General features: G+C 66.9%; 27 protein-coding genes and 1 tRNA gene. 15 read left to right on the top strand and 13 right to left on the bottom strand.

Annotated features, from left to right (window positions below):
* Window positions 1-20 precede the first annotated feature (20 nt).
* Entirely contained in the window at window positions 21-668 is a 648-nt protein-coding gene (locus AC4AMJ_RS23585) for a DUF5701 family protein (protein WP_489915068.1), read from the top strand.
* A 17-nt stretch (window positions 669-685) separates the two neighbouring features.
* Here AC4AMJ_RS23585 and AC4AMJ_RS23590 read toward each other — a convergent pair whose 3' ends face one another.
* Window positions 686-1,918 carry a multidrug effflux MFS transporter gene (locus AC4AMJ_RS23590; protein ID WP_489915070.1) on the bottom strand — a complete coding sequence of 411 codons (1,233 nt, stop codon included), beginning with the start codon at window positions 1,916-1,918 and terminating at the stop codon, window positions 686-688.
* A 269-nt stretch (window positions 1,919-2,187) separates the two neighbouring features.
* On the opposite strand from AC4AMJ_RS23590, the gene AC4AMJ_RS23595 reads away from it, so the two are divergent.
* On the top strand, window positions 2,188-2,580 hold the full coding sequence (locus AC4AMJ_RS23595; protein WP_489915072.1) for a hypothetical protein: 393 nt from the start codon (window positions 2,188-2,190) through the stop codon (window positions 2,578-2,580).
* A 180-nt stretch (window positions 2,581-2,760) separates the two neighbouring features.
* Here AC4AMJ_RS23595 and AC4AMJ_RS23600 read toward each other — a convergent pair whose 3' ends face one another.
* The 3 genes from AC4AMJ_RS23600 to AC4AMJ_RS23610 all read right to left on the bottom strand — a co-directional run bounded on the left by AC4AMJ_RS23600 (window position 2,761) and on the right by AC4AMJ_RS23610 (window position 3,411).
* Complete coding sequence (locus AC4AMJ_RS23600; protein ID WP_489915074.1) at window positions 2,761-2,934, bottom strand: hypothetical protein; 174 nt, start codon at window positions 2,932-2,934, stop codon at window positions 2,761-2,763.
* A complete protein-coding gene (locus AC4AMJ_RS23605; RefSeq protein ID WP_489915076.1) occupies window positions 2,931-3,284 on the bottom strand; it encodes a hypothetical protein in 354 nt (117 codons plus the stop codon). Before AC4AMJ_RS23605 ends, AC4AMJ_RS23600 begins: the two co-directional genes overlap by 4 nt.
* Before the next feature lie 42 nt (window positions 3,285-3,326).
* A tRNA-Ser gene (locus AC4AMJ_RS23610) sits at window positions 3,327-3,411 on the bottom strand.
* Between the two features lie 77 nt (window positions 3,412-3,488).
* On the opposite strand from AC4AMJ_RS23610, the gene AC4AMJ_RS23615 reads away from it, so the two are divergent.
* On the top strand, window positions 3,489-4,454 hold the full coding sequence (locus tag AC4AMJ_RS23615) for an NAD(P)H-quinone oxidoreductase (protein ID WP_489915078.1): 966 nt from the start codon (window positions 3,489-3,491) through the stop codon (window positions 4,452-4,454).
* 685 nt (window positions 4,455-5,139) lie between these two features.
* On the opposite strand, the gene AC4AMJ_RS23620 is transcribed toward AC4AMJ_RS23615, so the two are convergent.
* Both AC4AMJ_RS23620 and AC4AMJ_RS23625 read right to left on the bottom strand, forming a co-directional pair.
* Window positions 5,140-5,613: a MarR family winged helix-turn-helix transcriptional regulator gene (locus AC4AMJ_RS23620; RefSeq protein WP_489915080.1), complete on the bottom strand. Its 474-nt coding sequence runs from the start codon at window positions 5,611-5,613 to the stop codon at window positions 5,140-5,142.
* A 110-nt stretch (window positions 5,614-5,723) separates the two neighbouring features.
* Window positions 5,724-6,920: an aminotransferase class V-fold PLP-dependent enzyme gene (locus AC4AMJ_RS23625; RefSeq protein WP_489915082.1), complete on the bottom strand. Its 1,197-nt coding sequence runs from the start codon at window positions 6,918-6,920 to the stop codon at window positions 5,724-5,726.
* Window positions 6,921-6,984: 64 nt separating this feature from the next.
* Here AC4AMJ_RS23625 and AC4AMJ_RS23630 point away from each other — a divergent pair, with 64 nt between their 5' ends.
* From AC4AMJ_RS23630 to glfT1, 4 genes are read left to right on the top strand one after another with little or no spacing between them, the layout of a single operon-like run.
* Window positions 6,985-7,524 carry a bacterial proteasome activator family protein gene (locus tag AC4AMJ_RS23630; protein ID WP_489915084.1) on the top strand — a complete coding sequence of 180 codons (540 nt, stop codon included), beginning with the start codon at window positions 6,985-6,987 and terminating at the stop codon, window positions 7,522-7,524.
* Window positions 7,525-7,548: 24 nt separating this feature from the next.
* Window positions 7,549-8,406 carry a galactan export ABC transporter permease subunit Wzm/RfbD gene (gene wzm, locus AC4AMJ_RS23635; RefSeq protein ID WP_489898730.1) on the top strand — a complete coding sequence of 286 codons (858 nt, stop codon included), beginning with the start codon at window positions 7,549-7,551 and terminating at the stop codon, window positions 8,404-8,406.
* A 12-nt stretch (window positions 8,407-8,418) separates the two neighbouring features.
* Window positions 8,419-9,240, top strand: coding sequence for a galactan export ABC transporter ATP-binding subunit Wzt/RfbE (gene wzt / locus AC4AMJ_RS23640; protein ID WP_489898729.1), 822 nt, complete (start codon window positions 8,419-8,421; stop codon window positions 9,238-9,240).
* Window positions 9,240-10,166, top strand: coding sequence for a galactofuranosyltransferase GlfT1 (gene glfT1, locus AC4AMJ_RS23645; protein WP_489898728.1), 927 nt, complete (start codon window positions 9,240-9,242; stop codon window positions 10,164-10,166). Before wzt ends, glfT1 begins: the two co-directional genes overlap by 1 nt.
* Before the next feature lie 209 nt (window positions 10,167-10,375).
* Here the strand turns inward: glfT1 and AC4AMJ_RS23650 are convergent, their stop codons facing one another.
* Window positions 10,376-11,785, bottom strand: a complete 1,410-nt coding sequence (locus tag AC4AMJ_RS23650; RefSeq protein ID WP_489915086.1) for an MFS transporter — start codon at window positions 11,783-11,785, stop codon at window positions 10,376-10,378.
* Complete coding sequence (locus AC4AMJ_RS23655) at window positions 11,782-12,606, bottom strand: acyl-CoA thioesterase (RefSeq protein ID WP_489915088.1); 825 nt, start codon at window positions 12,604-12,606, stop codon at window positions 11,782-11,784. Before AC4AMJ_RS23655 ends, AC4AMJ_RS23650 begins: the two co-directional genes overlap by 4 nt.
* 45 nt (window positions 12,607-12,651) lie before the next feature.
* Here AC4AMJ_RS23655 and AC4AMJ_RS23660 point away from each other — a divergent pair, with 45 nt between their 5' ends.
* The 3 genes from AC4AMJ_RS23660 to AC4AMJ_RS23670 all read left to right on the top strand — a co-directional run bounded on the left by AC4AMJ_RS23660 (window position 12,652) and on the right by AC4AMJ_RS23670 (window position 14,861).
* Complete coding sequence (locus tag AC4AMJ_RS23660) at window positions 12,652-13,131, top strand: winged helix-turn-helix transcriptional regulator (protein WP_489898725.1); 480 nt, start codon at window positions 12,652-12,654, stop codon at window positions 13,129-13,131.
* Between the two features lie 41 nt (window positions 13,132-13,172).
* The gene (locus AC4AMJ_RS23665) at window positions 13,173-13,862 is read left to right on the top strand and encodes an SDR family oxidoreductase (protein WP_489898724.1); all 690 of its coding nucleotides are present in this window, start codon (window positions 13,173-13,175) and stop codon (window positions 13,860-13,862) included.
* Between the two features lie 120 nt (window positions 13,863-13,982).
* A complete protein-coding gene (locus AC4AMJ_RS23670) occupies window positions 13,983-14,861 on the top strand; it encodes a TIGR03619 family F420-dependent LLM class oxidoreductase (RefSeq protein WP_489915090.1) in 879 nt (292 codons plus the stop codon).
* Between the two features lie 5 nt (window positions 14,862-14,866).
* On the opposite strand, the gene AC4AMJ_RS23675 is transcribed toward AC4AMJ_RS23670, so the two are convergent.
* The 4 genes from AC4AMJ_RS23675 to AC4AMJ_RS23690 all read right to left on the bottom strand — a co-directional run bounded on the left by AC4AMJ_RS23675 (window position 14,867) and on the right by AC4AMJ_RS23690 (window position 19,726).
* Entirely contained in the window at window positions 14,867-16,282 is a 1,416-nt protein-coding gene (locus AC4AMJ_RS23675; RefSeq protein WP_489915092.1) for a phytoene desaturase family protein, read from the bottom strand.
* Window positions 16,283-16,287: 5 nt separating this feature from the next.
* Window positions 16,288-16,791, bottom strand: a complete 504-nt coding sequence (locus tag AC4AMJ_RS23680; RefSeq protein WP_489898721.1) for a GtrA family protein — start codon at window positions 16,789-16,791, stop codon at window positions 16,288-16,290.
* Window positions 16,792-16,800: 9 nt separating this feature from the next.
* Complete coding sequence (locus tag AC4AMJ_RS23685) at window positions 16,801-18,816, bottom strand: MDR family MFS transporter (protein WP_489915094.1); 2,016 nt, start codon at window positions 18,814-18,816, stop codon at window positions 16,801-16,803.
* A 79-nt stretch (window positions 18,817-18,895) separates the two neighbouring features.
* Window positions 18,896-19,726, bottom strand: a complete 831-nt coding sequence (locus AC4AMJ_RS23690; protein ID WP_489898719.1) for an aldo/keto reductase — start codon at window positions 19,724-19,726, stop codon at window positions 18,896-18,898.
* A gap of 67 nt (window positions 19,727-19,793) precedes the next feature.
* On the opposite strand from AC4AMJ_RS23690, the gene AC4AMJ_RS23695 reads away from it, so the two are divergent.
* Genes AC4AMJ_RS23695 through AC4AMJ_RS23705 form a run of 3 tightly spaced genes read left to right on the top strand, consistent with a single transcriptional unit; the run spans window position 19,794 to window position 23,900 of the window.
* Window positions 19,794-21,011, top strand: coding sequence for an alpha/beta hydrolase family protein (locus AC4AMJ_RS23695; RefSeq protein WP_489915096.1), 1,218 nt, complete (start codon window positions 19,794-19,796; stop codon window positions 21,009-21,011).
* 7 nt (window positions 21,012-21,018) lie between these two features.
* Window positions 21,019-22,566 (top strand): phytoene desaturase family protein, encoded by a 1,548-nt coding sequence (locus AC4AMJ_RS23700; protein WP_489898717.1) that lies wholly within the window; start codon window positions 21,019-21,021, stop codon window positions 22,564-22,566.
* On the top strand, window positions 22,563-23,900 hold the full coding sequence (locus AC4AMJ_RS23705) for a DUF2254 domain-containing protein (protein ID WP_489915098.1): 1,338 nt from the start codon (window positions 22,563-22,565) through the stop codon (window positions 23,898-23,900). Before AC4AMJ_RS23700 ends, AC4AMJ_RS23705 begins: the two co-directional genes overlap by 4 nt.
* On the opposite strand, the gene AC4AMJ_RS23710 is transcribed toward AC4AMJ_RS23705, so the two are convergent.
* A complete protein-coding gene (locus AC4AMJ_RS23710) occupies window positions 23,884-24,159 on the bottom strand; it encodes a DUF1905 domain-containing protein (RefSeq protein WP_489898715.1) in 276 nt (91 codons plus the stop codon). The two genes, AC4AMJ_RS23705 and AC4AMJ_RS23710, sit on opposite strands and share 17 nt — an antisense overlap.
* A gap of 101 nt (window positions 24,160-24,260) precedes the next feature.
* Here AC4AMJ_RS23710 and dprE1 point away from each other — a divergent pair, with 101 nt between their 5' ends.
* Together dprE1 and dprE2 are read left to right on the top strand one after the other, a co-directional pair.
* Window positions 24,261-25,679 (top strand): decaprenylphosphoryl-beta-D-ribose oxidase, encoded by a 1,419-nt coding sequence (gene dprE1, locus AC4AMJ_RS23715; protein WP_489915100.1) that lies wholly within the window; start codon window positions 24,261-24,263, stop codon window positions 25,677-25,679.
* A 58-nt stretch (window positions 25,680-25,737) separates the two neighbouring features.
* Window positions 25,738-26,499: a decaprenylphospho-beta-D-erythro-pentofuranosid-2-ulose 2-reductase gene (gene dprE2 / locus AC4AMJ_RS23720; RefSeq protein WP_489915103.1), complete on the top strand. Its 762-nt coding sequence runs from the start codon at window positions 25,738-25,740 to the stop codon at window positions 26,497-26,499.

Here is a 26,499-nt window from a genome sequence, read left to right on the forward strand (position 1 = left end):
CCTCCCGTACCATCGGCGTGGTGACTGCACCGTCCCCGCTGGTCGTGCCGGATGTCCTCGCCCAGGCGAGGCGTCTGGTCGATCTCGGCATCGGAGCCCTGGCGGGCATGTCGGACACGATGATTCTCGATGCCGCCGCAGCGGCCGGTGACGTCGAGGATGCGTTGCTCGTGCCGAGTGCCGCGACGATTGCGCCGTCGACGCTGGCGCCGCTGCTGAGGCGGGCCGGCAGACCCGGATTCGTCGTCGTCGACATGACCGACCTCGACGACTTCGCGCCGATCCCCGGCATCGCGGTGCTGGACGCACTGTTCTATCTGGTCACCGACGTCGACCGCGGGGATGCGATGTCGAACTGGAGTCCCGACGAGGCGCTACCCGCGATCACCGACAACGGACGGACCCCGCTGACCATCGGCGAGGGCATCGCGTGGCTGCTCCAACAACCTGAGCGATTGCAGCCCAACAAATGCTTCATGACGATCGGTTCGCGTCTGCGGAAGGCGAACGGCCGCCTCGACGCGCGGACACCGGCCATCTGGATCTCCGGCGGAACCGGCCGCGACGGGAGGGAACGCAAGGGTGCGCCGAAGGTCGGCTGGTGCTGGGCGGGCAACCGGCACAGCTGGCTGGGTTTCGCCTCGGCGGCCGGGCGTCGAGCGATCTGAGCGCCGCCCGGTGGAGGTCACCGGCTGAAGGCGGCCTCCGTGTCGGGGTGCCGCGCGACGTAGCGTCGGGCGAGGACGAAACATCCCAGCGCGACCGTGGCCGAGCCGACCATCAGAACGGCCATCGGTAGCGCGGTGTCGTCGCCGGCCAGACCTCCGAGCGGCGACACCACCCCACCGATGAGGAACATGAGTCCACCCAGGACCGCACTGCCGGCACCGGCCGCATCACGGCTGTGCTCCATCGCCAGCGCGGTGGCGTTGCCCATCACGAAGCCCACCGCGGTGACGGCGACGAACAGCGGTATGACCAGCAACACGGGGGTTGGTGAGAGGACCGCGACGAGCACGCAGATCGCGGCGACCACCAGCACCGGCAACGCGATCCGGACGATGTGAGCAGGGTGTAGGTGCCTGCGCGACAGCCGTGCCGCCACCAGGCCCGCCGCCGTCAACCCCAGCGCATTGACCGCGAAGCAGAATCCGTAGACCAGCGACGAGGTGCCCAACACGCGCTGATACACGAAGGACGAGCTCGAGATGTACGACATCATGGCGCCGAAGGCGAACGCCTGGGTGAAGACGTAGGCGAGGAATGCGGGCCGTCGGAAGCGGCTCAGCAGGTCATGGTGGTTGAGTCGGGCGCCACGCCGCTCGGCCGGCAGCGACTCCGGCACCGAGGTGATGGCCATGATCAGTTGCAGGACCGTGGCGCCGAGGATCACGGCGAGTACACCGCGCCAGGAGATGTGTCCGGCGAGTACGCCGCCGATGACCGGCGCGATCACCGGAGCGAGACTCGTGATCGTCATCATCAGCGTCATCGATCGGGCACTCGCGAAGCCCCGCAACCGGTCGGAGATGATCGCGCGGGCGATGACCATCCCGGCGGCCGCGGCGACCGCCTGCACGAACCGTGCGGCGATCAGGACCTCGATGTTCGGCGCGGCGACCACCGCCACCCCGGCGAGTACCGCCACAGAAGACCCGATCAGCAGCGGACCGCGACGACCGAAACGGTCCGAGAGAGGCCCCCACATCACCTGACCGACCCCGACACCGATCAGGAACGCGGTCAGCGTGAGCTGCACATGCGTCGCATCAGTGTGCAGCGACTCCTTCACCTCCAGAAACGACGGGAGGTAGAGGTCGGTGGCGATCGGTGCGGTGGCCGACAACAACGCGAGCGCGAACAGTAATCGCGGGCCGAGACCCTCGCGGGCCGGTGTGGTGCTGGTCGTCGGGGTCACCTGGAGACGATATCGAAGAGGCCGGATCCTCTGGCTGTCCGATCACAACATCCGCACAAGTGAGGAGTTGCCTCAGTCGGATCCAGACCCCGCACGGCCAAGGCGGATTGAAATCAGTGATTTCAGCACTCACCCCGACCGAAACGACATACCGAACCGTCAAATAGGACGAAAAGTGTCCGCCGACATCACCGACAACACGCCGGGATCATTCGCCTGGATGACGAGGATGAGGCTCCCCCAACGCCATCGGATAATGTCCCCGAACTGTGAAACTCAAGAAGATCATCGCGGGGGCCCTGATCGGCGGAGCAGCCGTCATGGGGATCAGCCTCGGAGCCGGACACGCAGACGCCAAGATCGCGCCGGGCAAGTACAAGATGCAGAGCCACCTGTTCGGTGTCGCCATCTCTCCGGAAGCGAATGTCCGCGTCATCGGAAACACAATGTACGTCGACGAATACGGCGTCGGACCGTGGAATCTCTACCAGTACCCCATCATCCCAACCAAAGACGGCGGCGTCACCGCGTTGCACAACGATCCGGCCACGCTGTGGTTCAGTCGCGTCCAATACCGCAAGACCCCGCACGGCTACCAGGGAACCGGAATCAGTTATGGCAGCATCGCCTCGACCGAAACGACACTCCGAAAAGTGAAATAGCACGACAGCATCCACGGACATCGTGCCCGGATCAACGGAAGGTCAACTGACCGTCCCGCACAAACAGAAACCCCACTTCTCGCCAGATACACGTCGCACGCCACATGTATCTGGGGACAGGTGGGGTTTCTGTCTCGAGAGCCCGTGAGCTTGGGTCACCGGTGGGTCAGACTGCGGTCATCACGACCCGCCGATCACGACGATCACCTGGGTCTTCCCCTCCCCCGCCACGAGCGCGATCGAGTTCCGGTACATGGGGTGCGAGGCGTCGGTGGGATCATTGCCCGTCGTGCTGAACTTGGCGCGGGTCTCCGGGGTGCAGGCGACCCAGTTCCGGTCGCGCGCAACGGTCAACACCCCGGCGTCGCAGCCGACGGCGCGGAATTCCGGGAACTCGAGGCCGAAGGTGCTGCCCGTGTAGGCGGACCGAAGCGGGCGCGGTCCGTGAACACCTCGGCGGGGGCCTCGTAGCTCAGGTCGTAACCCGGGCGACCGACGAACCCCACAGGGAACACCACGCCGGCCACGAACTCGTAGCGGTCGGGCAACGCGATGTGTTCCTGGGCCAGCACCTGCTCGGCCTGCTCGGCGTTGACGTCGCGCGAGCTGAGATCCGGCTCGCCGAAAGGGTCACAAGCACTCAGGAACGCAACGAGGACAACGCCGATCAGCCGGGCCCGCCCAGATCTCCGCCCCTGAGTCATCTGCCCGACGGTACCGGCTGTCTCGGAGACCGCCTCTGACTGCGGAAGCGGAGGGATTTGAACCCCCGGTGGTTTTACCCACGCTCGCTTTCAAGGCGAGTGCATTCGGCCGCTCTGCCACGCTTCCCTGCCGAAGAGGCTACTGGAATCGGCTGACGACCATCCCATCGACCCGATCGCCGCAGCTGTGACAGCATCGAGAGAGTGCGAGCCATAGCCGGAACCGACGAGCTGTCCATCATCGACCTGTCCGACCCGGAACCCCAACCGGGCGAGGTCGTCATCGATGTCGTGGCCGCGGGGGTCAATCGTGCCGACCTCCTGCAGCGCCGCGGACTGTACCCGCCGCCGCCGGGTGCGTCGGAGACCCTCGGACTCGAGGTGTCCGGCACCATCTCCGCCGTTGGCCACGGCGTCGCGGAGTGGGCCGTCGGCGACGAGGTCTGCGCTCTGCTCGCCGGCGGGGGCTACGCGGACAAGGTGGCCGTGCCCGCGGTGCAGGTGCTGCCGAAGCCGGCCGACGTCGACCTCGTCTCGGCCGCCGCGCTTCCCGAGGTCGCGTGCACTGTCGCCTCCAACCTGTTCGACACTGCACACCTCGCGGCCGGTGAATTGCTGCTGATCCATGGCGGGTCGTCGGGGATCGGCACGCATGCCATCCAGGTGGCGCATGCTCTCGACGTCCGGGTCGCGGTCACCGCCCGCACCCGTGCCAAGCTCAACCGCTGCCACGCCCTCGGCGCCGACATCTTGATCGACTATTCGAACGAGGACTTCGTGGACGTGGTGAACCACAGCGGCGGCGCTGACGTGATCCTCGACATCATGGGAGCCAAGTACCTCGACCGCAACATCAACGCCCTGCGCACCGGTGGCCGGTTGGTGATCATCGGCATGCAGGGCGGCTTGAAGGCCGAACTGTCGATCGGGACGCTGATGGCCAAACGGGCCGCGGTCATGGGCACCACGCTGCGGGCCCGGCCCGTGGACGGGCACGGATCGAAAGCCGAGGTCATCGCGACGACCCGGCGCATCACGTGGCCGCTGATCGAGACCGGCGAGGTCAAACCGATCGTCGATTCCACCTTCGACCTGGCCGACGCCGACGCCGCGCACGCGCGCCTGGACAGTGGCGATGCCATCGGCAAGGTGCTACTCACCATGCGGTGACCCGACTGCCTCTGAGGAGCGCACCTCCCCTCGGACCCCGAGGAGCGAGCCTGCGCACCTCCCCTCGATACCCGAGGAGCGAGCCTGCGCACCTCCCCGCGGACCCTGAGGAGCGAGCCTGCGCACCTCCCTTCGGTCCCTGAGGAGCGAGCCTGCGCACCTCCCTTCGGTCCCTGAGGAGCGAGCCTGCGCACCTCCCTTCGGTCCCTGAGGAGCGAGCCTGCGAGCGTCACGAAGGGCCGTCCCTTCGTGACGGCCCTCCGCTGGCGCTCCGGACCTCCTCAGGGATCGGGTGGTCGACGGCCCGCTGGCGCTCCGGGCCTCCTCAGGGACCGGGTGGTCGACGGCCCGCCGGCGCACCAAACCTCCTCAGGGACCGGGTGGTCGGCCCGCCGGCGCACCAAACCTCCTCAGGGACCGGGTGGTCGACGGCCCGCCGGCGCACCAAACCTCCTGAGGGACCAGGTGGTCGACGGCCCGCCGGCGCACCAAACCTCCTCAGGGACCGGGTGGTCGACGGCCCGCCGGCGCACCAAACCTCCTCAGGAATCCGGTGGTCGACGGCCCGCCGGCGCACCAAACCTCCTCAGGAATCGGGTGGTCGACGGCCCGCCGGCGCACCGAACCTCCTCAGGGACCGGGTGGTCGACTGCCCCGTGACGACTTCCGGACCCGGTCGGTGGAATCAGCTGTCGCGCCGCTGCGCCAAACCCGCACCGATCTTGCCGAACACACTTCCGAGCATCGCGAACTCCTCGGGGGTCAGCTGGTCGATCACCAGGCGCCGGATCATGTCGTCACGGACCTGAACATGTTGATCGAGCACCCGGCGGCCTTCGTCGGTGATCCGCACGTGCCGATGACGGCCATCGCTCGCACACTCGGCCCGCTCGACCGACCCCTCGTCGATGAGACGCGTGACCTGGCGCGACACCGTGCTGACCGTCATGTGCACGGCCGCAGCCATTTCACTGATGCCACGCTGCCGGGAATCCCCGAGGAACTCCAGCACGCGCAGATCGGACTGCGAGAACCCGTTCGCGTTCATCGCCGCGTTGATCTCGCCGAGCAGGGCCCACCCTCCGCTGACGAAGGATCGCCAGATCTCGCGTTCGACCGGCGTGAGCTTTCGGTCGTGTTCCCCGGGACCGACGTCCATCACCTCTCCGCCGGCTGTACGACAACCTTCATTGTCGTAAACGTAATAGCCGCGATGACGGATTGCGAGTCAAACCGCCCGTTTACCGGTCATGTGACCCAGTCTGTCGTTCAACCGAGGGAACCGAGCGCCCGTACGAGGTGATCCACCTCATAGGGCGTCGAATACGGGCCCAGGCCCACTGTGACCGCACCGCCGAAATCGCCGGCGCCCAGGCGGGCGAGCGCGCGACTCGGCACCTCGGCCAGCGCGCAGATGCCGTTGTCGGCGAGCCGGTGCACCACCTTGTCTGCGCTGACCCCGTCGAAGGTGAAGCTGACCGCCGGTATCCGGTCCTCGACGGTCCCGATCAGGTTCACCTGGTTGAGATTCTGCAGCGTGGTCATCAAGTAGAACGTCAATCGTTGTGTGTACTCGCGGACACCGTTGAGCGCAGTCACCAGACGCGGCCGCCGCTGTCCGATCCCGGCATCATCGAGTGCCGCGAGATGCTCGATCGACGCGACAAGACCGGCCAGCAGAGCCCCCTGGTGAGGTTCGGGCTCGAGCCGTGACGCACCCTGCGCACGCGGATCCATCGACAACGTGCGCAGCCTGCTCAATGCCGTCACATCGCGGAAGGCCATCGCGGCCATCCGCGGCCCACCCCAGCGTTCGGCGGAGACCAGCACCACGTCGGCACCGAGTTCGTCGATGTCGATCGGGAGATACGGAGCGGCGCTCGTGGCGTCGACGACGACCAGGGCGCCGGACTGCTTCGCCTTTGCCGCGATGGCCCCGACATCGGTGATGGCGCCGATGGTCGACGACGCCAACGTCACCGCGACGACCGTCGTCCGGTCATCGATCAGGTCGCCGTACTGCCACGCGGGGAGCGCTCCGGTCTCCACGTCGACCTCCGCCCAGCGAATCCGCGCGCCGTGGACGTCGGCCACGCGGATCCACGGCACGATGTTCGGTTCGTCATCTTGGCGGCTGAGCACGACGTTGCTGCCCAGCCAGGTGGAGACGGGCAGCGCCTCGGCGAGTCCGGAGACGAGCGCGGACCTCGACGGTCCGAGGATCACTGCCGCCGGATCGGCCGCGAGCATGTCACCGACCGCCCGACGTGCCCGGTGGACGGCGTCGGCCGAGGCTCGCGCCGCCGGGTACTCACCGCCGGGAGCTGCCGACAACTGGCGGAACCCGGTCGACACGGCCGATGCCACCGAGTCGGGAATCAGCATCCCCGCCTGCGGATCGAGGTGAATCCAGCCGTCGCCGAGCGAGGGAAACAATCCACGCACGTGTGCGACGTCGAAGGCCATAGGAGACACGATAGACATGGGGTATCCCCACCACTGTCACATGGGCTTCGGCACAATGGGGGCCATGACATCCGGACCGTTTCCCAGCAACGACCCGCGGGCGACCGCCTCCGACCCAGAGGCGGACAACGTTGTGATCGTGGGAGGTCACCACGGCGGCAAGAGCGGCGACGAGGGCGACAGCGTCGCCGACATGGTCGAACAGCCCGCGAAGGTGATGCGCATCGGCACGATGATCAAGCAGCTCCTCGAGGAGGTGCGGGCCGCACCGCTCGACGAGGCGAGCCGCAATCGGCTCCGGGAGATCCACCAGTCCTCGATCCGGGAGCTCGAGGACGGACTGGCACCGGAGCTACGGGAAGAGCTCGAGCGCCTGGCACTCCCGTTCACCGACGACGCGACGCCGTCCGATGCGGAGCTGCGGATCGCGCAGGCGCAGCTGGTGGGCTGGCTCGAAGGCCTCTTCCACGGTATCCAGACGGCGCTGTTCGCCCAGCAGATGGCGGCGCGGGCCCAGCTCGAACAGATGCGTCAGGGGCAGTTGCCGCCCGGCATGGTGACCGGCAACGGACCCCACGGGCCCAGTACCGGGCAGTACCTGTAGCGATCACTTGTAAGGTGGGTCCTCGTGTCATCCGTAGTCGACGAGGTCCCCGCAGCACCCGCGGTCTCTGATTCCCGCACCCTGCGCCGCGCCGTCCAAGATCTCGGCGAAGGACTGCGTACCTCCGAGCTGTGGCTGCACCTCGGCTGGCAGGACATCAAGCAGCGTTATCGCCGCTCGGTGCTCGGTCCGCTCTGGATCACCATCGCCACCGGCGTCACCGCCGTGGCGATGGGTCTCCTCTACGGCGAGTTGTTCGGCATGGACATCAAGGTGTTCCTGCCGTACGTGGCGCTCGGCTTCATCTTCTGGAACTTCATCCAGAGCTCGATCCTCGAGGGCGCCGAGGTGTTCTCCAAGAACGAGGGCCTGATCAAACAACTTCCGGCGCCGGTGAGCGTGCACGTGTACCGGGTGGTCTGGCGGCAGCTGATCATCTTCGCGCACAACGTGGTGATCATCGTGCTGATCTTCGTGATCTTCCCGCCGCCGCTGCACTGGACCGTGCTGCTGGTGTTCCCGGCGATCTTCCTCTTCGTCCTCAACGCGATCTGGGTGTCCATCGTCTTCGGAATCCTGTCCACCCGCTTCCGCGACATCGGCCAGCTGTTGACCACGGTGGTCCAACTGGTGTTCTTCATGACACCGATCATCTGGAGCACGCAGAGCCTGACCAACACCACCGGCGAGCAGTCATCGCGGCTGAGGATCGTCGAGCTCAACCCGATGTATCACTACCTGGAGATCTCCCGCGGGCCGTTGCTCGGCGAATCGGTGCAGTTCTACCACTGGGCGATCGTGATCGGCTGCACCGCTGTCGGCTGGCTGATGGCGATGTTCGTGATGCGCAACTATCGAGCCCGCGTGGCGTACTGGGTCTAGGGCGGGAAGAACATGACATCTGACAGCAAGGTCCGCGTCGACACCTGGGACGCATGCGTCGACTTCCCCATCTTCGACGCCAAGACACGGTCACTGAAGAAGTCGGTGATGGGTGCCGCCGGCGGCGTGATCGGTTCCAATTCGTCGAACGTCGTGGTCGTCGAGGCGCTCAAGGGCATCAACCTGCATCTGAAGCACGGTGACCGGATCGGCCTGGTGGGCCACAACGGTGCCGGCAAGTCGACGCTGCTGCGGCTGCTGTCGGGGATCTACGAACCCACCCGGGGAGCCTGCCGGGTCCAGGGACGCGTCGCGCCGGTCTTCGACCTCGGGGTGGGCATGGATCCGGAGATCTCCGGCTACGAGAACATCCTGATCCGCGGCATGTTCCTCGGCATGACCCGCAAGGAGATGCTGAAGAAGATCGACGACATCGCAGAGTTCACCGAGCTCGGCGACTACCTGCAGATGCCGCTGCGCACCTACTCGACCGGTATGCGGGTGCGCATCGCGCTCGGCGTCGTCACCAGCATCGACCCGGAGATCCTCATCCTCGACGAGGGCATCGGCGCCGTCGACGCGGATTTCATGCGCAAGGCCCGCTCCCGGCTGCAGGCCCTGGTCGAGCGATCGGGCATCCTAGTGTTCGCCAGCCACTCCAACGAGTTCCTCGCCCAGCTCTGCGACCGCGCCCTGTGGATCGATCACGGCCAGATCCGGATGGAAGGCGGCATCGAGGAGGTCGTCGGCGCCTACGAGGGGCCGAAGGCCGCCGCACACGTACGCAAGGTGCTCGACACGGTCGGCGACTTCGAGGGCGAGGAACGGAACTGATGACCGATCGGGTGATCGCAGTGGTGGTCACGCATCGTCGAGTGGAACTGCTGGCCGGTTCGCTGGCCGTGATCGCCACCCAGGACCGCCCCGTGGATCACCTCATCGTCGTCGACAACGCCGACGAACCCGAGGTCGCCGAACTGGTGAACCGCCAACCCGTTCCGACGACGTACGTGGGGTCACAACGCAACCTCGGCGGCGCCGGCGGGTTCGCACTCGGGATGCTCAACGCACTGGCTCTCGGTGCCGACTGGATCTGGTGCGCCGACGACGACGGCCGGCCCGACGGTCCCGCAGTGCTGAGCACGCTGCTCGAATGCGCGCAACGCCATCAGCTCGACGAGGTCTCCCCGGTGGTGGCCAACATCGACGACCCGGACACATTGGCCTTCCCGCTGCGGCGCGGCATGGTGTGGCGGCGTAAGCGCTCCGAGCTCTTTACCGACACCGGGAGCGGGTCGAGTCCCGGCACTGACGACGATTCCGACCTCCTTCCCGGCATCGCGTCGCTCTTCAACGGGGCACTGTTCTCGGCACGCGCCATCGAGGAGGTCGGTGTCCCCGACCTGCGCCTGTTCTTCCGGGGCGACGAGGTCGAGGTCCATCGGCGGTTGCAGCGGTCGGGGCTGGCGTTCGGCACCTGCCTGACCGCCGGCTACCTCCACCCCGACGGCTCCGACGAGTTCCGGCCCATCCTGGGCGGCCGGATGCACACCCAGTATCCCGACAATCCGACCAAGCGCTACTTCACCTATCGCAACCGCGGCTACCTGATGGCCCAGCCCGGGATGCGCAAGCTCATCCCCCAGGAGTACGCGCGCTTCGGCTGGTATTTCCTGGTGCAGCAGCGTGATCCGAAGGGTTTCGCCGAGTGGATGCGGTTGCGGCGGCTGGGCCGGCGGGAGCGGTTCACGCGGCCGTGACAGTCCCCCGCTGATCGAGATCACCCCCACCGCTGATCGAGTCAGATCACCCCACCGTTGATCGAGTAGGTTCCGAGCCGCCAGGCGAGGCACCGTATCGAGATCACACACCCACCCGGTCTCGACACACCGACTCGCTGCCGCTCGCCGGCTACTCGACCAGCGGAGGGTGCTCGCCGGCTACTCGACCAGCGGAAGGTGCTCGCCGGCTACTCTCCTGGGGACCGCGTGGGCGTCATGTACAGCGCAGACACGGCCCCCAACAGGGCCACGCCACCGAGTACCCACCACGCCTGAGTGAACACATCGTGCGCAGCCGCATATCCGACCGGACTTCCGATCACCGCGATCAACAGGCTGACGCCGAGGGCCATGCCGATCTGCCGGCTCATGTTGACCACCGCACTTCCGGTGGCGGATTGATGGGCAGGCAGGTCCGCGGTCGCCGAGGACAGGATCGACGGGAGGGCGAGACCCACACCGACACCACCGATCAGCCAGCCCGGCAGGATCTGCGTCGCATAGTCTGGTGTCTGACCCACCGACAACGCGATGAGCACACCGCCCAGGCCGAACAGCACACATCCGGCGGACACGATGACGCCCACCGGGATTCGCGCACTCAGCCGATGGGCCACCGCGGCGAAGATCGGCACCATCAACGGCCCGGTCGACACCGCGAAGCCGGTCTTGATCGCCGAGTATCCCCAGACCTGCTGCAGCCACAGGATGTTCGCGAGCAGCGCACCGGCAAACGGGATCGCGAAGAGCACCGCGGTGATGTTGGCGAAGGAGAAGGCGCGCACGCGTAGCAGCGCCGGATCGATCACCGGCTCGGGATGTCGGATGGAGCTGATGACGAAGCCCGCAAGCGCAACCGCGGCGACGACCCAGGAACCGGTGATCCGCGCATCGGTCCAGCCCCACTCACTCCCCTCGACGAGCCCGAGGGTCAGGGCACCGATCGACAATGCGAGCAGCGCCGCCCCCAGAAGGTCGGGAAGCGCTGTGACGGAATCATTCTGAGAACGAACGAGCACCACAGCACCGGCGATCAGTGCCGCGATGCCGACCGGGACGTTCACCAGGAACACCCAGCGCCACGACGCCTCGACCAGGAGTCCGCCGACCGCCGGACCGAGTGCCGCGGCGAGCGCACCCGTGGCCGCCCAGATCCGTACCGACCGGGCACGCACCTCGACCGGCATCGTCGACACCACCAACCCCAGGCTGGCCGGAGTGAGAATCGCCGCACCGACGGCCTGCAGGCAGCGGAACGCCACCAGCCACCAGATACCCTCCGCGGCAGCACATGCCGCGCTGGCTGCGGTGAAGATCGCGAGTCCCAGAAGGAATCCGCCCTTGCGCCCGTAGCGGTCAACGATACGACCGGCCGGAACCAGCAGTGCGGCATAGATGATCGTGTAGGCGTTGAGCACCCACGACAGCTCCGACAGCCCCACGCCGTCGAAGTCGCGACCGATGTCGTCGAAGGCGACGTTGACGATGAAGACGTCGAGGCTGGCCATGAACGCCGCCAGCGAGAGGATGAGCAAGACGATGCCGGGCCGCTGTGGCCGCGTGGCCGACAACCCCATCGATACGCGTGTCGTGGTCATCGGGCCGACCACCCCAGGACACGACGGCTCTGCCGGGCCGAGGCGAGGAGCCGTCCGGCCTCATCACGGATGGTGGTGTCGTCGACCGACCACCCGCCCGACGTCGACACGTTGCGGGTGTGGACCAGCCGTGGTGCAGGACTCGCATCGTCCTGCTGCCCCATGAGGTGCATCGAGAACGCCACCGTCGGGACCGCCGCCGGTTCGGTGAGCGTGGGAAAGACCGCCGGCGGCAACGAATCGGCCAGCAGCGCGAGGTAGGCGGCATCCGGCGCCATCGGTGTGATGGTCGAGATCCACGCACGCATCCACGCCGCAGACGAGCCGGTCAGCGGCAACGGCCCGTCGGTGGGACGCAGATCGAGATGACCGCCCATCGGCACGATCTCCGGCGGGATCATGAAACGCTCGCACTCCTCCGGACGGCGCACGACCTCGGACGAGACGTCCTCGACGTCGGCGGGGCCGGGCGGCCCGACCCGCCCCATCGTGACGGAGGCCGTCGCAACCACTCGACCGCCCTGCGCGATGGACACGTCGACGACCCGGGTGGTGCGACCGACCTCGACGACGGTCGGTGACAGGACGAGCTCCCCGTCCGCCGGCTGCCCGACAAACCTGAGGTCGAGCGCGCGGACCGCCACCTCCGGCGCGGCCGTGGACGCCGCATGCACGGCCAGGGCGGCGATCACGCCACCGTGCGGACCTGCCCACCCCCACCACGACCGGTCGATGGACGCCGACCATCTGCCGCCACCGATCGGCATCGCCGAGAACTCGTCCGCGAGCGCATACCTACTTAGTTGTTTCATGAAACTCATGAAAGCAGACTTGAGTTGTTTGACGCAACTCACTAGGCTGAAGTCATGCGCCGCGCCACTTTCACCGACATGAACTGTTCCGTCGCCCAGACCCTGGAGATCGTCGGCGAATGGTGGACGCTGCTCATCGTCCGCGACGCCCTGTTCGGCGTCACCCGGTTCGACGAGTTCTCCAACCGCCTCGGCATCGCGCGCAACGTGCTCACCCAGCGCCTCGACACCCTCGTCGAACACGGCGTGCTGACCAAGGAGCCCTACCAGGACAAACCCGTCCGGTACGACTACCGACTCACGGAGAAGGGCCGGGAGCTGTGGACGGTGATCGCGGCGCTGCGGCAGTGGGGTGACAAGTGGGCGATCGACGGCGAACCGCCTGTCGTCACGACCCACCGATCCTGCGGTGAAGAGATGACAGTGGAATTCACCTGCTCGGCGTGCGGCGGACCCGTGACCCGCGCCGACCTGCGCGTCCAACCCGGCCCCGGGGCCGACGCCCACAGCCCGGTACCCCTGGCACGTCGCTGAATCCGATCACGCGTGCTCATATCCCGATAGAGAGGATCCTCATGCTCATCGATGGTCACACAGTCCTGGTCACCGGCGCTTCTGGCGGCCTTGGCACCGAGTTCGTCACCCAGATGCTCACCCGCGGAGCCGCCAAGGTCTACGCCGCGGCCCGACGCGAGATCGACGCGCCGGACGCGCGCGTCGTTCCTGTACACCTCGACGTCACCGACCCGGAAAACATCGCCGCGGTCGCCGCCGCTGCGCCCGACGTCGACATCCTGGTCAACAACGCCGGCATGCTCGCGGCTCCGTCGCTGCTCACCTCCCCGATCAGTGAGATCCGGGAGGTGTTCGACACCAACGTGTTCGGCGTCCTGGAGATGACCCGGGCACTCACCCCTGCGATGACGGCACGGGGGGGCGGCGCCGTCATCGACATCGCATCCGCCCTCAGCTGGGTGGCCACACCGGGGGCGTATTCGTCATCGAAGGCCGCGCTGTGGGGATTGACCAACAGCCTGCGCGCCGAACTCGCCGGTCAGGGCATCCAGGTCGTGGGCGCCCACCTGGCCTACACCGCGACACCGATGATCGAAGATCTCGATGTGCCCAAGCTGGAACCGTCGGTCGTGGTCGGCGCCATCCTCGACGCTCTCGAGCGGGGCGACGACGAAGCGATCGTGGACGACATCACCGCGGCGGTTCGCGCATCCTTGTCGACCAATACCACCGCCGCACTGACGTCCTGACGCCCCCACGGATCCGACCACTCGGGCTCGCGGCCGAACGGCAAGCACCAAACCCTCTCCCGACCTAATTAGAACGTGTTCTACTCTGGGGTGAAGACCCATACGTCACCGAGGAGCACGATGCGCTTCACCTTCGCCGAGGCCATGACCGACCCCGCCTTCTACGCGCCGCTCGCACAGGCGGCTGAGCAGGCCGGGTACAGCGGTTTCACCATCCCCGATTCGCTGGCCTACCCGGCCGAATCGGATGCCACGTATCCCTACACCGAGGACGGGAATCGGGAGTTTCTCGACGACAAGGCGTTCATCGAGACCTTCATCCAGGCGGCGGCGCTGGGCGCGGTGACCGAGAAGATCCGGTTCACCCCGTTCGTGGTCAAACTCCCGGTTCGGCCGCCCGCCCTGGTCGCGAAGCAGGCGAGTTCGATCGCTTACCTGACGAACAATCGCTTCGCCCTCGGCGTCGGGACGAGCCCGTGGCCTGAGGACTACGACATCATGGGCGTGGATTTCAAGCGCCGCGGCAAGCGGATGGACGAGTGCATGGACATCATCCGCGGCCTCACCACCGGCGAGTACTTCGAGTTCCACGGCGAGTTCTACGACATCCCGAAGATCAAGATGACCCCCGCACCCACCGACCCGGTCCCGATGCTGGTCGGTGGGCACGCCGACCTCGCGCTGCGCCGCGCAGTGATCCGCGGGGACGGCTGGATGCACGGCGGCGGACCCGCCGAGGAGCTCGACGCACTGCTCGACAAGATCGCCGACATCCGCAAGTCCGAGGGAAAGACCAATGACCCGTTCGAGATTCACGTCATCTCGATGGACGCCTACTCGGTCGACGGATGTAAACGCCTGGAGGACAAGGGGATCACTGACGTCATCGTCGGATTCCGCATGCCCTACATCAAGGGCCCGGACACCGAGCCGCTGGAGAAGAAGCTCTCACACCTGAACTGGTACGCGGAGAACATCATCGCCAAGGTGAACGGCTGAGTGGGTCAACTCTCCAGATAGCGCAGGGCGGCCCGGGCGGCGTGGTGTCCGCACATCCCGTGCACCCCGCCGCCGGGCGGGGTCGCCGACGAGCACAGGAACACGCCCGGCACACCGGTCGCATACGGATTCGACGACAGCCGCGGTCGCGCGATCAGGTGCCGGAGATCGTTTCTGCCACCACCGATGTCGCCGCCGACATAGTTGGCGTTGTGCTGCTCGAGCTGGGCCGGCGAGGTACTCACCGACTCGACGATCCGATCACGGAAACCGGGGGCGAAACGCTCGATCTGCGCGGTCACGGCCTCGGTCGCATCGCCGGTGTAGCCGTGTGGCACGTGGGCATACGCCCATAACGGCTTGATCGCCCCCGGACCACGCGACGGATCCGCCAGCCACTGCTGGGCCACCAGTGTGAAGGGACGTTCGGGCATCCCACCGGCCGCGACGGTCGCTTCGGCATGCGCGATCTCGGCCATGTCGCCGCCGAGATGGACCGTCCCGGAGCGTCGGGACTCGGGATTGGTCCAGCCGACCTCGCCGTCGATCAGATAGTCGACCTTGAACGCCGACGGACCGTGTCGATACCGGACAAAACGTCGAAACCGTCTCTCCGACAGTTGGTCGCCGAGGATGCGTGCGGCCGCGCCCGGCATCACGTCGAGCAGCACCGCATCGGCTGCGGCGACCTCGTCGATGTGCTCGACCGTCTGTCCCGTGGTGATCGTGCCACCCGCATCGATGATCACCGATGCCAGCGCGGTGATGATGGCCGACGACCCGCCCTCGGCGACGGGCCAGCCGTGACGGTGCCCGGCGGCGAGCAGCATCAGTCCGGCCGCCGCCGAACCCGGTCGGTCGAGCCGGGTGAAGCCGTGCGCAGCCACACCGGCGAACAACGCCCGTGTCTGCGCCGACCGGAACACCCGGGATGTCGCGGCCGCCGAGTAGAGCGCGCGATGTCCGAACTCCGCCAACAGGACCGGGTGCTTCGGGTAGGCGATGAGCGGGCCGAGGACATCGACGGCCAGCTCGTCGAAATCGCCGGCCACACCGCCGATCATGTCGAGCCAGGCCTCCTTGTCGACGCCGAGGCCCGCCGCGGTGTCATGGATCGAACGGTGCAGCACGGCGACCCGCCCGTCGTCGAACGGGTGCGTGCAATCGATCTCCGGCCATCGCCACCGGAGCCCGTGCTCGTCGAGCCGTAACGCATTCAGTGCCGGTGAACCGGCGCCGAGCGGATGGACCGCCGAGCAGTGGTCGTGGACGATGCCCGGACGCAGCATCTCCGACGACCGTGCGCCTCCACCGATGGTGTCGGCCGCCTCCACGACATGCACCGTGCAACCGGCGCGCGCCAGCACAGCCGCCGCGGTCAGACCGTTCGGCCCGCTCCCGACGACGACCACGGTGGCCATCGCGATCAGCTGATCCGGAAGATGAGAAGGCGCTGGACCACGAAGTTGATCACTGTTGCGGTGCCCTGGGCGATCACGTAGGCGAGGAAGCTGTACACGATGGTCACCGGCCACATGTGCGACAGCCAGGTGTACAGGCCGACATTGACGAAGAAGGTCACGCCGTAGAGGGCGGCCACCGAGACGAACCGCACGAAGCTGGGTTCGGCCTCGAAGGTCCAGCGGCGGTTCAGCAGGTAGGCGGTGGTGGTGCCCAGGATGAAGCCGAACGACTTGGCGATCCAGAACGGCGTCCCGACGACGTACTGGAGCAGCAGCGTCAGCCCGAAGTCGAGGACGCCGGAACCCGCACCGGTGATCGCGAACCGCACGACCTGCGTCTTGAGGTCGACGTTGGTCGACGCCTCGCCGTCACCGAGCGGAAGTTCCAGAGGTGTCGGCGCGTGGCGCGTGGAAAAATCCTCGTGGCGAGGATGCTCCTCGTATGCGCCGGATTCAGGTCGAGACACGCTCCAACCCTAGTCTGCGGTGACCAAACCTTGCGGCGGGACCTCGTCGTGCAGGCGGCGCGCGATCTCGTCGAGCATCTCGTCGACGTCGGCCTCGTCGCTGCCCGGGTAGTCCGCGACGACCTCACGCAGGCGTTGGCGCTGCGCGTCGAGCAGACGCTGGGCCTCCGCCTCGCCTTCGGCGGTGATCGATACCACTCCTTGGTCGATGGTGACCATGCCGCGTCGCGCCAGCGACTCGGCGGTCTCCTCGACCAGCGGCCGCGGCGACTCGGAGGCCTCGGCCATCGCCGATATCTCCCGGGTCCGCTCCTCGGTGACCCGGCTCACCATCCAGGCCTCGCCCCGCGACAGCGAACTCTGCGCGGTCTCGACGACGTACTCCCAGGCCCGCAACCGGTCGTCACGGCCCAACGTCTCCCACAACTTGAGCCGCAGTTCCTCCAACGAGGTCCGCGCCGACGGCATGCCGAAACTCTCCCCGGGATCGGCGGTCTTGGTGACCGTGCGCAGCGACACCTCGGGCAGCAGCCACGAGAGTACGAACGCGACGAACCCGATCGGCACGGCGACCAGGAACACCATGTGGAAGGCGTCGGTGAAGCCGTCGAGATACCAGTTCTGTACCTCCGGCGGGCACGCCGGAAGGGTGAGCGACGACGCCTCGAGCACGTCGGAGGAACACGGACCCACCGCCGCGGTCGGCACGGCGTCGGTGAGCTGGGCGTCGAGGCGGCTGTTGAACACCGCACCGAACGCCGCGACACCCACCGACGACCCGATGGTGCGGAAGAAGGTCGCGCCGCTCGTGCCTGCTCCGAGGTCGCGATATTCGACGGCGTTCTGCACCGCGAGAACGAGCACCTGCATCACCATGCCCAGCCCGATACCGAGGATGAACAGGTACACGCTGGTCAGGACCTCTGAGGTGTCGCGGTCCATGGTGGACAGCAGATACAGGGCGACGGTGAAGATCGCACTGCCGATGATCGGGAAGATCTTGTATCGGCCGGTGCGGCTGATGATCTGGCCGCTGCCGATGGAGGTCAGCAGCAGACCCACCATCATCGGGATCATCCGTAGACCCGACGATGTGGCGGTCGCGCCCTGTACCGACTGCAGGAACAGCGGCAGGAAGGTGATCGCACCGAACATCGCGAAACCGACCACGAACCCGACCGATGCGGCGATCACGAACACCCGGTTGGTGAGCAGCCGGATCGGCATCACCGGTTCGGGGACCCGCAGCTCGACCGCCACGAACGCGAGCACGGCGAGCACGGAGAGCGCGGCCAGTACGAGGACGCGCACCGACGTCCAGCCCCAGAGCGATCCGAAGCTGGTGACGAGCACGATCCCGGTGGCGGCCGACGCCAACAGCAGGATTCCGAGGTAGTCGATCGACGGTTTGACCTGTGCCGCCGTCTTCGGCAGCACCAGGATCACCGCGACGAGCGCGACGGCACCGATCGGAAGGTTGATGTAGAAGACCCACCGCCAGCTGAGGTTGTCGACGAAGAAACCTCCGAGCAGTGGTCCGACGACGCTGGCGAAGCCGAAGACTGCTCCGAAGATGCCCTGGTAGCGACCGCGTTCCCGAGGCGGCACCACATCGCCGATGATCGCCTGCGCCAACACCATCAGACCGCCGGCACCCACCCCCTGCAAGGCGCGATAGCCGATCAGCTGCACCATCGACTGAGCTGTGCCACACAGCGCGGAGCCGACCAGGAAGATCACCACGCAGGCGATGAACAGGTTGCGCCGACCGTAGAGATCGCCGAGTTTGCCCCACAGCGGCGTCGTGGCAGTGGTCGCCAGCATGTAGGCGGTGACCACCCAGGTGAGGTGTTCGGCTCCGCCGAGATCGTTGACGATGGTGGGCAGCGCCGTGGAGACGATCGTCTGGTCGAGCGCGGCCAGCAGCATCGCCAGCATCAGACCACCGAAGATGTACCAGATCCGGCGCTGATCGAGGTCGCCAGCCGCGGGCGCATCGGCTGTGGGGGCACGGCCATCGCTCATGGGCCGACCTTACGTCGGAAGGTGTCGTCTCCGTGCGGGTTCGGGCGACGCGGCCGCGCCGGACGGCGAGGCCGAGCCGTCAGTACTCCTCCTCGACATCGGAATCGCGCGCGGCCTTCTCACCACGGTCGAGCTCGGCGAGTATGGCCAGGTCATCGTGGTCGAACTCGAAGTCGAACAGGTCGGCGTTCTCCGTCTGCCGGCCGGCGTGCGACGACTTCGGCACGACGCTGACACCGTTCTGCACGGCCCACCGCAATGCGATCTGGGTGGGCGATTTGCCGTACTTGCGTGCCAGTTTGATCACCGACGCCTCCCCGAGCATGCCCTCCTTGCGACCGGTCGGATGCCACGCCTGAGCATGGATACCCTTGTCGGCCATGAACTCCCGCAGCTCGGTACGGGCCAGTGCGGGGGAGCACTGGATCTGGTTGAGCGCCGGCCAGCGTCCGGTCTCGTCGTAGAGCATCTCCAGGTGATGCTGCTTGAAGTTCGACACCCCGGCGGTACGGATGAACCCCTCGTCCGCGAGCGTGAGCAGAGCCTTCCACGACTCGACGGTCCGACCGAGGCTCGGACACGGCCAGTGGATCAGGTAGATGTCGATATGGTCGACGCCGAGACGTCGGGCGCTGTCCTTCGCCGCGTTGATCGCCTCGTCGAATCCCTGATCGCCCCCGCCGAGTTTGGTCTGCACCACCACCTCGTCGCGAGGCACACCCGATTGACGCAGCCCGATCCCGACACTGCGTTCGTTGCTGTAGCGGCTGGCCGTGTCGAGCATCCGGTACCCCGCTCGGAGCGCTCCCGCCACCGCCGAGACACCGGGCCGCCCCAGCATGTCGAACGTGCCGAGTCCCACCATCGGGATAGAGAGTCCGTTGTTCAGCTGCACTGACGGAATGTCCACGAAGCAAGAATAGGTCCAACCGGGCATCTGGGCGTGGTGGTCGCGTCGGTCATCTACGCTGCCGATCATGAGGTCTGGACGTCTGCGGCGCACCGCCGCGGTGGCTATCACCACCCTGGCCACCGCGATCGCCCTGGCGGTTGGCCATCCGACGGCAGCAGCCGAGAACGTTCCGGGCACCGGAGCACCGCACTGGTCGGGTCTGGATGTCCGCAGCTACACAGGCCCCGTGCCGCACAAGGCCGGCACACTCATCGCATATGTCCCGCTGGATCGAGGGTTGAGCGTCCCGGGCGCCGCACAGGCCTACCGGATCCACTACGCGACACCGGATCAACACGGCCGGCCCGCGACCAGTACCGGTGCCGTGTTCGTTCCGGCCGGCACCCCGCCGCCCGGTGGTTGGCCGGTGATCGCGTGGGCCCACGGCACCACCGGGCTCGGTGACAACTGCACACCGTCGGCGCAACCGCGCAGCGCCCGCGACTCCGCCTACCTCGCGCACTGGCTGCGGCAGGGCTACGCCATCGTGTCCACCGACTACGTCGGTCTCGGCACACCAGGATTGATGAGCTACCTCAACGGCGATTCGGAGGCCCATTCCATCGTCGACTCGGTCAAGGCGGCCCAACAGATGGGCCTGCCGCTGAGCAAGCGCTGGGCGATCGTCGGCCAGTCCCAGGGGGCCGGGGCCGCGCTGAACGGTGCACGCCGGGCGAGCGTGCTGTCGGCGGGCTCCGGACTCGACTATCGCGGCGTGGTGGCGACCGGGACACCGGCCAACATCGAGCAGATCATCGCGCTCGGCGGCCCGACGTTCCCGCCGGTCACCCTGCCGGCCGGCCTCAACACCTATGCCACCTACATCCTGGCCGGATTCATCGAGGCCCGTCCCGATCTGCGGACACAGGCGGCGCTCAGCCCGCTCGGCAACCGGCTGATCGGCAAGGCCCGGTTTCTCTGCTACCCGGAGATGCACGAGCTGATGGCGGGCCGGGACCTGCGCACCCTGTTCCGCGCTCCGCTCGGCAGCATCCCGGGCGTGCGGGAGGGCCTCACCGACTACATGAGCACCCCGTACTCGGGATATGACCGCCCGATCTTCCTCGGCCAGGGCCTTCTGGACACCGATGTGCCGGCCCCGTCGGCGCTGTCGCTGTACGCGCAGATGCGCGCCGCGAACCAGCCCGTCGAGCTGCACGTGTACCCCACCAAGGACCACTCCGGCACTGTGCTCGCGTCCATGGCCGATTCGACCCCTTTCCTCCAACGCATCATGAGGTGACATCACAGTGACCCGAACCGCGCAGTTCGACGACATCATCATCGGCGCCGGGCACAACGGACTGACCGCCGCTGCCTACCTCGCCGGCGCGGGCCGCTCGGTGCTGGTTCTGGAGAAGACCGATCACGTCGGCGGCGCCGCGGTCTCGGCGATGCCCTTCCCGGGACGGCCGGCGCGGCTGTCGCGATACTCGTATCTGGTGTCACTGATGCCGCAACAGATCATCACCGACCTCGACCTCGACATCCGGCTGATCCGGCGGCGGTACTCGTCGTACACGCCGCTGCCGAACGATCCGGCCACCGCCATCCTCGTCGATCACGGTGACACCGATGCCACCGCCGAGTCATTTCGTCGCGCAACGGGTTCCGACACGGTGTTCACGGCGTGGCAGTCGTTCTACACCCGGATCGGCCTGATCGCACAACGCGTCTTCCCGACGATGCTCGAACCACTCCGATCGGAAGGACAGATGCATGACCTGGTGATCGGCGGCGATTCGAGCGAGGCCGAACTCTGGGAGATGCTCACCTCACAACCCCTCGGCGACCTGCTCGAGCAGTATTTCGACGATGACGTCGTCCGTGGGATCGCGGCGACCGACGGGCTCATCGGCACCTTCGCCGATCTCGCCGATCCGTCACTGCGACAGAACATCTGCTTCCTCTATCACGTCATCGGCGGCGGGACCGGCGACTGGGACGTCCCCGTCGGCGGCATGGGTGCGGTGTCCGGCGCGCTGTACCAGGCCGCCTCGGCGGCCGGCGCGGAGATCCGGACGGGCGTGCAGGTCGTCGGGATCGATCCGCACGACGGCACCGTCGAACTCACCGACGGCACGGTGTCCGGGACGATGCTCTACGTGGCGTGTGCGCCGCAGGCCGTCAACGAGTTCCTCGACGATCCGATCCCTACCGAATCAGAAACGCGGGGAGCACAACTGAAGATCAACCTGCTGCTCGATCGGCTGCCCCGACTGCGCGACGAGTCGATCTCCCCCGACGCCGCGTTCGCCGGTACCTTCCACATCAACGAGAGCGCGACACAACTCCACGACGCCTGGCGGCAAGCCGATCGCGGACAGGTACCCGAACTCCCGCCGTGCGAGATCTATTGCCACACACTGTCCGACCGGTCGATTCTCGGGCCCGAGTTGGACGGCCGGCACACACTCACCCTGTTCGGGCTGCACACGCCACCGGAGGTGTTCGATTCGCCCGGCGCGGTCGAACATGCCGTGGGCGCCACCCTGGCCTCCCTGAATTCGGTACTCGCCGAACCCATCCAATCGGTTGTGTCCCACGACGTGACCGGCAATCCGTGTATGGAGGTGAAGACCCCCCAGGATCTCGAGGAGATCCTGGGGCTGCCCGGCGGCAACATCTTTCACCGCAGCCTGCAATGGCCCTGGGCCGAGACCGAGGCCGACGTCGGCACCTGGGGCGTCGAGACGCAACACCCGCGGCTGCTGCTGTGCGGCGCCGGAGCACGACGTGGCGGCGGCGTCAGCGGCATCCCGGGACGCAATGCGGCGCAGAAGGTACTCGGCGGTTGAGGGCCCCCGCGGTGCGCATACGGCTCGCGCGTCTGCGTGATGTGTTCTGGTTCCTGCCCTTGGTGATGGGTCTAGTCGCGATCGTGCTGGCACAGGGATTGATCAGGCTCGATCGCTCCCTCGACACCGCCGGGATCGGGACCGGCGCACTGCTCGACCGCGTGGGGGCCAGTGGCGGGCGCGACCTGCTCGGAGCCATCGGCGGATCGATGTTGGCAGTGGCTGCGACGTCGTTCTCGATCACCATCTCGGTTTTGGCCACCGCCAGCTCGACCTACGGGCCGCGGCTGGTGCGCAACTTCATGAACGACCGCGGCAACCAGTTCGTGCTCGGTATGTTCGGCGCCACCTTCCTCTATGCCCTGATGGTGCTGCGCGCGATCACCGCCGGGCCGACGATCGAGACCACCTTCGTCCCCGACCTCGCCGTCAACGTGGCGGTGCTGCTCGCCGTGATCGACGTGCTCGTGCTGGTCTACTTCATCAACCACATCGCGACATCGATCCAGGTGTCGACCCTGTCGGCGCGGGTCCGTTCCGAGCTCGACGCCGTCGTGGAATCGCTCTACCCCGACGACCCACCCGACAACGCAGAGCCGGCACCCACGCCACCCGGCGGCGACCTGATCACCGTGGAGACATCGGGATTCGTCATCGCGATCGACGAGAACGCCTTGTACCGCGCGGCCGTCGATGCCGACTGCATGATCGCGGTGCAGGTCCGGCCGGGTGATCATCTCGTCGACGGTGAACCACTCGCCCGGGTACATCCGAGCAAGGACCGGTACCTCGACGACGACGAGACCGACGCGGTCGGCGACGCCGTCCGCGCGGCGATCTCCCTGGGAGACACCCGAACCCCTTATCAGGACATCCAGTTCGCGGTGCAGCAGCTGACCGAGATGGCCGTGCGGGCACTGTCTCCCGGCACCAACGACCCGTACACCGCGCACAACTCACTGAACGAGCTCGCGGCCGGGATGGTCCCGCTCGCCCGTCGTTCGGCCCCGGATCTGGGACGCACCGACGAGGAAGGCACCGTACGGCTGATCGTCACCCGGTTGCCTCTGCAGGAGCTGATCGACGACGTGTTCGGGGCGGTCCGGACCTACGCGCTCGACGCCCCGATCGCGATGACCGCCGCGATCGTGCTCGCCCGGCGCATCGGTGTGGCCGCGGTCGATGCCGATGTCCGCGATGCCGTGCTCGAGCATCTCGATCTCATCGACCAGGCCCTCGGCCGTGCCGACGATCCGGTGAACGCGCGCTTCTGCCGCGGTGAGATCGACCAGGCCCGTGCGGCGATCCGGGCGTCCGTCACCGACGCTCGGTGAGATGCACCTGCACCGGATCCCCGGTGGACTTGCCCAACTGAGTCAGCAGCGTGCCCTTCACCGGCAATTTGTGCGTGCCGTCGCCGAGCGCCATGAAGGAACTCTCGAACGGATGGCCATCGACCGTGCCGGTGACCTTGACCAGCCCACGGGTGCCGAAGTACTCCGCGGTCCAGTCGGTGACCACAAAGGTCCAGCCACCCGGCGCCTCGCTGGTCTCCAGCGTCGCGGTGAATGTCTTGTCCAGGGGTGTGCCCATGACGGCCTCCTCGATAACCAGTGTTGCTGATTACGACCTGATCGGGCGCAGGTTCTCATCGGGAGCCGACGACCGTACCGGGCCAGGTACCCTCATGAGCGATGTCTACTCACGAGTTGTTGCCGATCGAGACCCGAAAGCTGATGGGCTGGGGCCGCACGATGCCGATTCAGGGGCACGTGCTGTCGACGCCGTATCCCGAGGTCATCGCCGAAGCGGTCGCACGCGTCGCCGACGACAACGCGGACAAACCCGACTACCTCAAGCGTGGCGTCATCGCCCGCGGACTCGGCCGTTCCTACGGGGAGAACGCCCAGAACGCCGGCGGTCTCACCATCGACATGACCCCGCTCAACCGCATCTACTCGATCGACGAGGAGACCGCGATCGTCGACGTCGACGCCGGTGTGGACCTCGACACGCTCATGCGGGTGGCGTTGCCGCACGGGCTGTGGGTGCCCGTGCTGCCCGGCACCCGGCAAGTGACCGTCGGCGGCGCGATCGGCTGCGATATCCACGGCAAGAACCATCACAGTGCGGGTAGTTTCGGCAATCACGTCACCGAGATCACCCTGCTGTTGGCCAACGGGAAGATCATCACCATCACCCCCGAGGGCACGGACGACGACCCGGACGCCTCGATCTTCTGGGCGACGATCGGCGGCGTCGGTCTGACCGGCATCATCCTGCGCGCGAAGATCCGGATGACCCGCACCGAGACCGCCTACTTCATCGCCGACGGCACGGTCACCAGCACTCTCGACGAGACGATCGCGCTGCATCAGGACGGCAGCGAGTCGAACTACACGTACTCGTCGGGCTGGTTCGACGCGATCAGCAAGCCTCCGAAGCTGGGGCGCGGAACCTTCTCCCGCGGATCGCTGGCGACCCTGGACCAGCTGCCGCCGGAGTTGGCGAAGGACCCGCTGAAGTTCGACGCCCCGACACTGCTGAACTTCCCGGACATCTTCCCCAACGGTCTGGCCAACAAGCTCGACTTCTCGATCGTCGGCGAGGCCTATTACCGGATGGGCGGCAATTACACCGGCAAGATCCAGAACCTGACGAAGTTCTATCACCCGCTCGACTTGTTCGGGAACTGGAACCGCGCATACGGCTCCAAGGGCTTCCTGCAGTACCAGTTCATCGTCCCGCCCGAGGCCGTCGACGATTTCAAGAAGATCATCATCGACATCCAGGCCTCCGGGCATGTCAGCTTCCTCAACGTGTTCAAGCTTTTCGGCCCGGGAAACAAGGCGCCGCTCTCGTTTCCGATGGCCGGGTGGAACATCTGCGTCGACTTCCCGATCAAGAAGGGGCTGGCCGAGTTCTGCAACGAGCTCGACCACCGGGTCATGTCGATCGGCGGCCGGCTCTACACCGCGAAGGATTCGCGGACGTCGGCCGAGACCTTCCACGCGATGTACCCACAGATCGGCGACTGGATCGCCACCCGGCGCCGCGTCGATCCGGATCAGGTGTTCATGTCCGACATGGGCCGTCGCCTCGAACTGTCCTGATCCGACCAGCGATCCGAACACGCCTGAACCTCACCAGCTTCGAAGGAGAACTCACAACATGATCAATGCCGTCGGCGTGCCGCGGTCCGTCCTGGTGTTGGGCGGCAGTTCCGAGATAGGCCTGGCCATCACCGAGGAGTACCTCAAGAAGGGCCCGATGCGAGTGGTCCTGGCCACCGTGCCGGGCGACCCGACGGCGGCCGCGGCCGTCGAGAAGATGAACACCGCCGGGGCGTCGAGCGTCGAGCAGATCGACTTCGACGCGCTCGCACCCGACACCCATCAAGCGGTGCTGGACAAGGCCTTCGCCGGCGGTGACATCGACGTGGCGATCGTCGCGTTCGGCATCCAGCCCGACGACGAGAAGGCCTGGCAGGACCATCGGACCGCGGTCACCGAGGTGGGGATCAACTACACCGCAGCGGTGTCGGTCGGTGTGCTGCTCGGCGAGAAGATGCGCGCCCAGGGCTTCGGTCAGATCATCGCGATGAGCTCGGTGGCCGGGGAACGGGTGCGCCGCAGCAACTTCGTCTACGGCTCCACCAAGGCCGGCCTCGACGGTTTCTACCTCGGCCTCGGGGACGCCCTGCGTCCGTTCGGAATCCACGTGCTGGTGGTCCGGCCGGGTCAGGTCCGCACCCGACTCTCCGCGCACGTTGCCGAGGCGCCTCTGACGGTGAACAAGGAAGACGTCGGACGGCTCGCGGTCGCCGCCGCCGACAAGCACAAGGAAATCGTCTGGGCGCCGGGTCCGTTCCGGTTCGTCATGATGATCCTGCGGCACATCCCCCGGCCGATCTTCCGCCGCCTGCCCATCTGA

The sequence above is a fragment of the Gordonia sp. LMA484 genome, from assembly GCF_058129505.1.

Coding starts and splice junctions, on each gene's coding strand:
- AC4AMJ_RS23605 (WP_489915076.1), bottom strand. CDS start 3,284: ATGACTCAGGGGCGGAGATCTGGGCGGGCCCGGCTGATCGGCGTTGTC.
- AC4AMJ_RS23620 (WP_489915080.1), bottom strand. CDS start 5,613: ATGGACGTCGGTCCCGGGGAACACGACCGAAAGCTCACGCCGGTCGAA.
- AC4AMJ_RS23625 (WP_489915082.1), bottom strand. CDS start 6,920: ATGGCCTTCGACGTCGCACACGTGCGTGGATTGTTTCCCTCGCTCGGC.
- AC4AMJ_RS23630 (WP_489915084.1), top strand. CDS start 6,985: ATGACATCCGGACCGTTTCCCAGCAACGACCCGCGGGCGACCGCCTCC.
- wzt (WP_489898729.1), top strand. CDS start 8,419: ATGACATCTGACAGCAAGGTCCGCGTCGACACCTGGGACGCATGCGTC.
- glfT1 (WP_489898728.1), top strand. CDS start 9,240: ATGACCGATCGGGTGATCGCAGTGGTGGTCACGCATCGTCGAGTGGAA.
- AC4AMJ_RS23650 (WP_489915086.1), bottom strand. CDS start 11,785: ATGACCACGACACGCGTATCGATGGGGTTGTCGGCCACGCGGCCACAG.
- AC4AMJ_RS23655 (WP_489915088.1), bottom strand. CDS start 12,606: ATGAGTTTCATGAAACAACTAAGTAGGTATGCGCTCGCGGACGAGTTC.
- AC4AMJ_RS23660 (WP_489898725.1), top strand. CDS start 12,652: ATGCGCCGCGCCACTTTCACCGACATGAACTGTTCCGTCGCCCAGACC.
- AC4AMJ_RS23665 (WP_489898724.1), top strand. CDS start 13,173: ATGCTCATCGATGGTCACACAGTCCTGGTCACCGGCGCTTCTGGCGGC.
- AC4AMJ_RS23670 (WP_489915090.1), top strand. CDS start 13,983: ATGCGCTTCACCTTCGCCGAGGCCATGACCGACCCCGCCTTCTACGCG.
- AC4AMJ_RS23675 (WP_489915092.1), bottom strand. CDS start 16,282: ATGGCCACCGTGGTCGTCGTCGGGAGCGGGCCGAACGGTCTGACCGCG.
- AC4AMJ_RS23685 (WP_489915094.1), bottom strand. CDS start 18,816: ATGAGCGATGGCCGTGCCCCCACAGCCGATGCGCCCGCGGCTGGCGAC.
- AC4AMJ_RS23695 (WP_489915096.1), top strand. CDS start 19,794: ATGAGGTCTGGACGTCTGCGGCGCACCGCCGCGGTGGCTATCACCACC.
- AC4AMJ_RS23710 (WP_489898715.1), bottom strand. CDS start 24,159: ATGGGCACACCCCTGGACAAGACATTCACCGCGACGCTGGAGACCAGC.
- dprE1 (WP_489915100.1), top strand. CDS start 24,261: ATGTCTACTCACGAGTTGTTGCCGATCGAGACCCGAAAGCTGATGGGC.
- dprE2 (WP_489915103.1), top strand. CDS start 25,738: ATGATCAATGCCGTCGGCGTGCCGCGGTCCGTCCTGGTGTTGGGCGGC.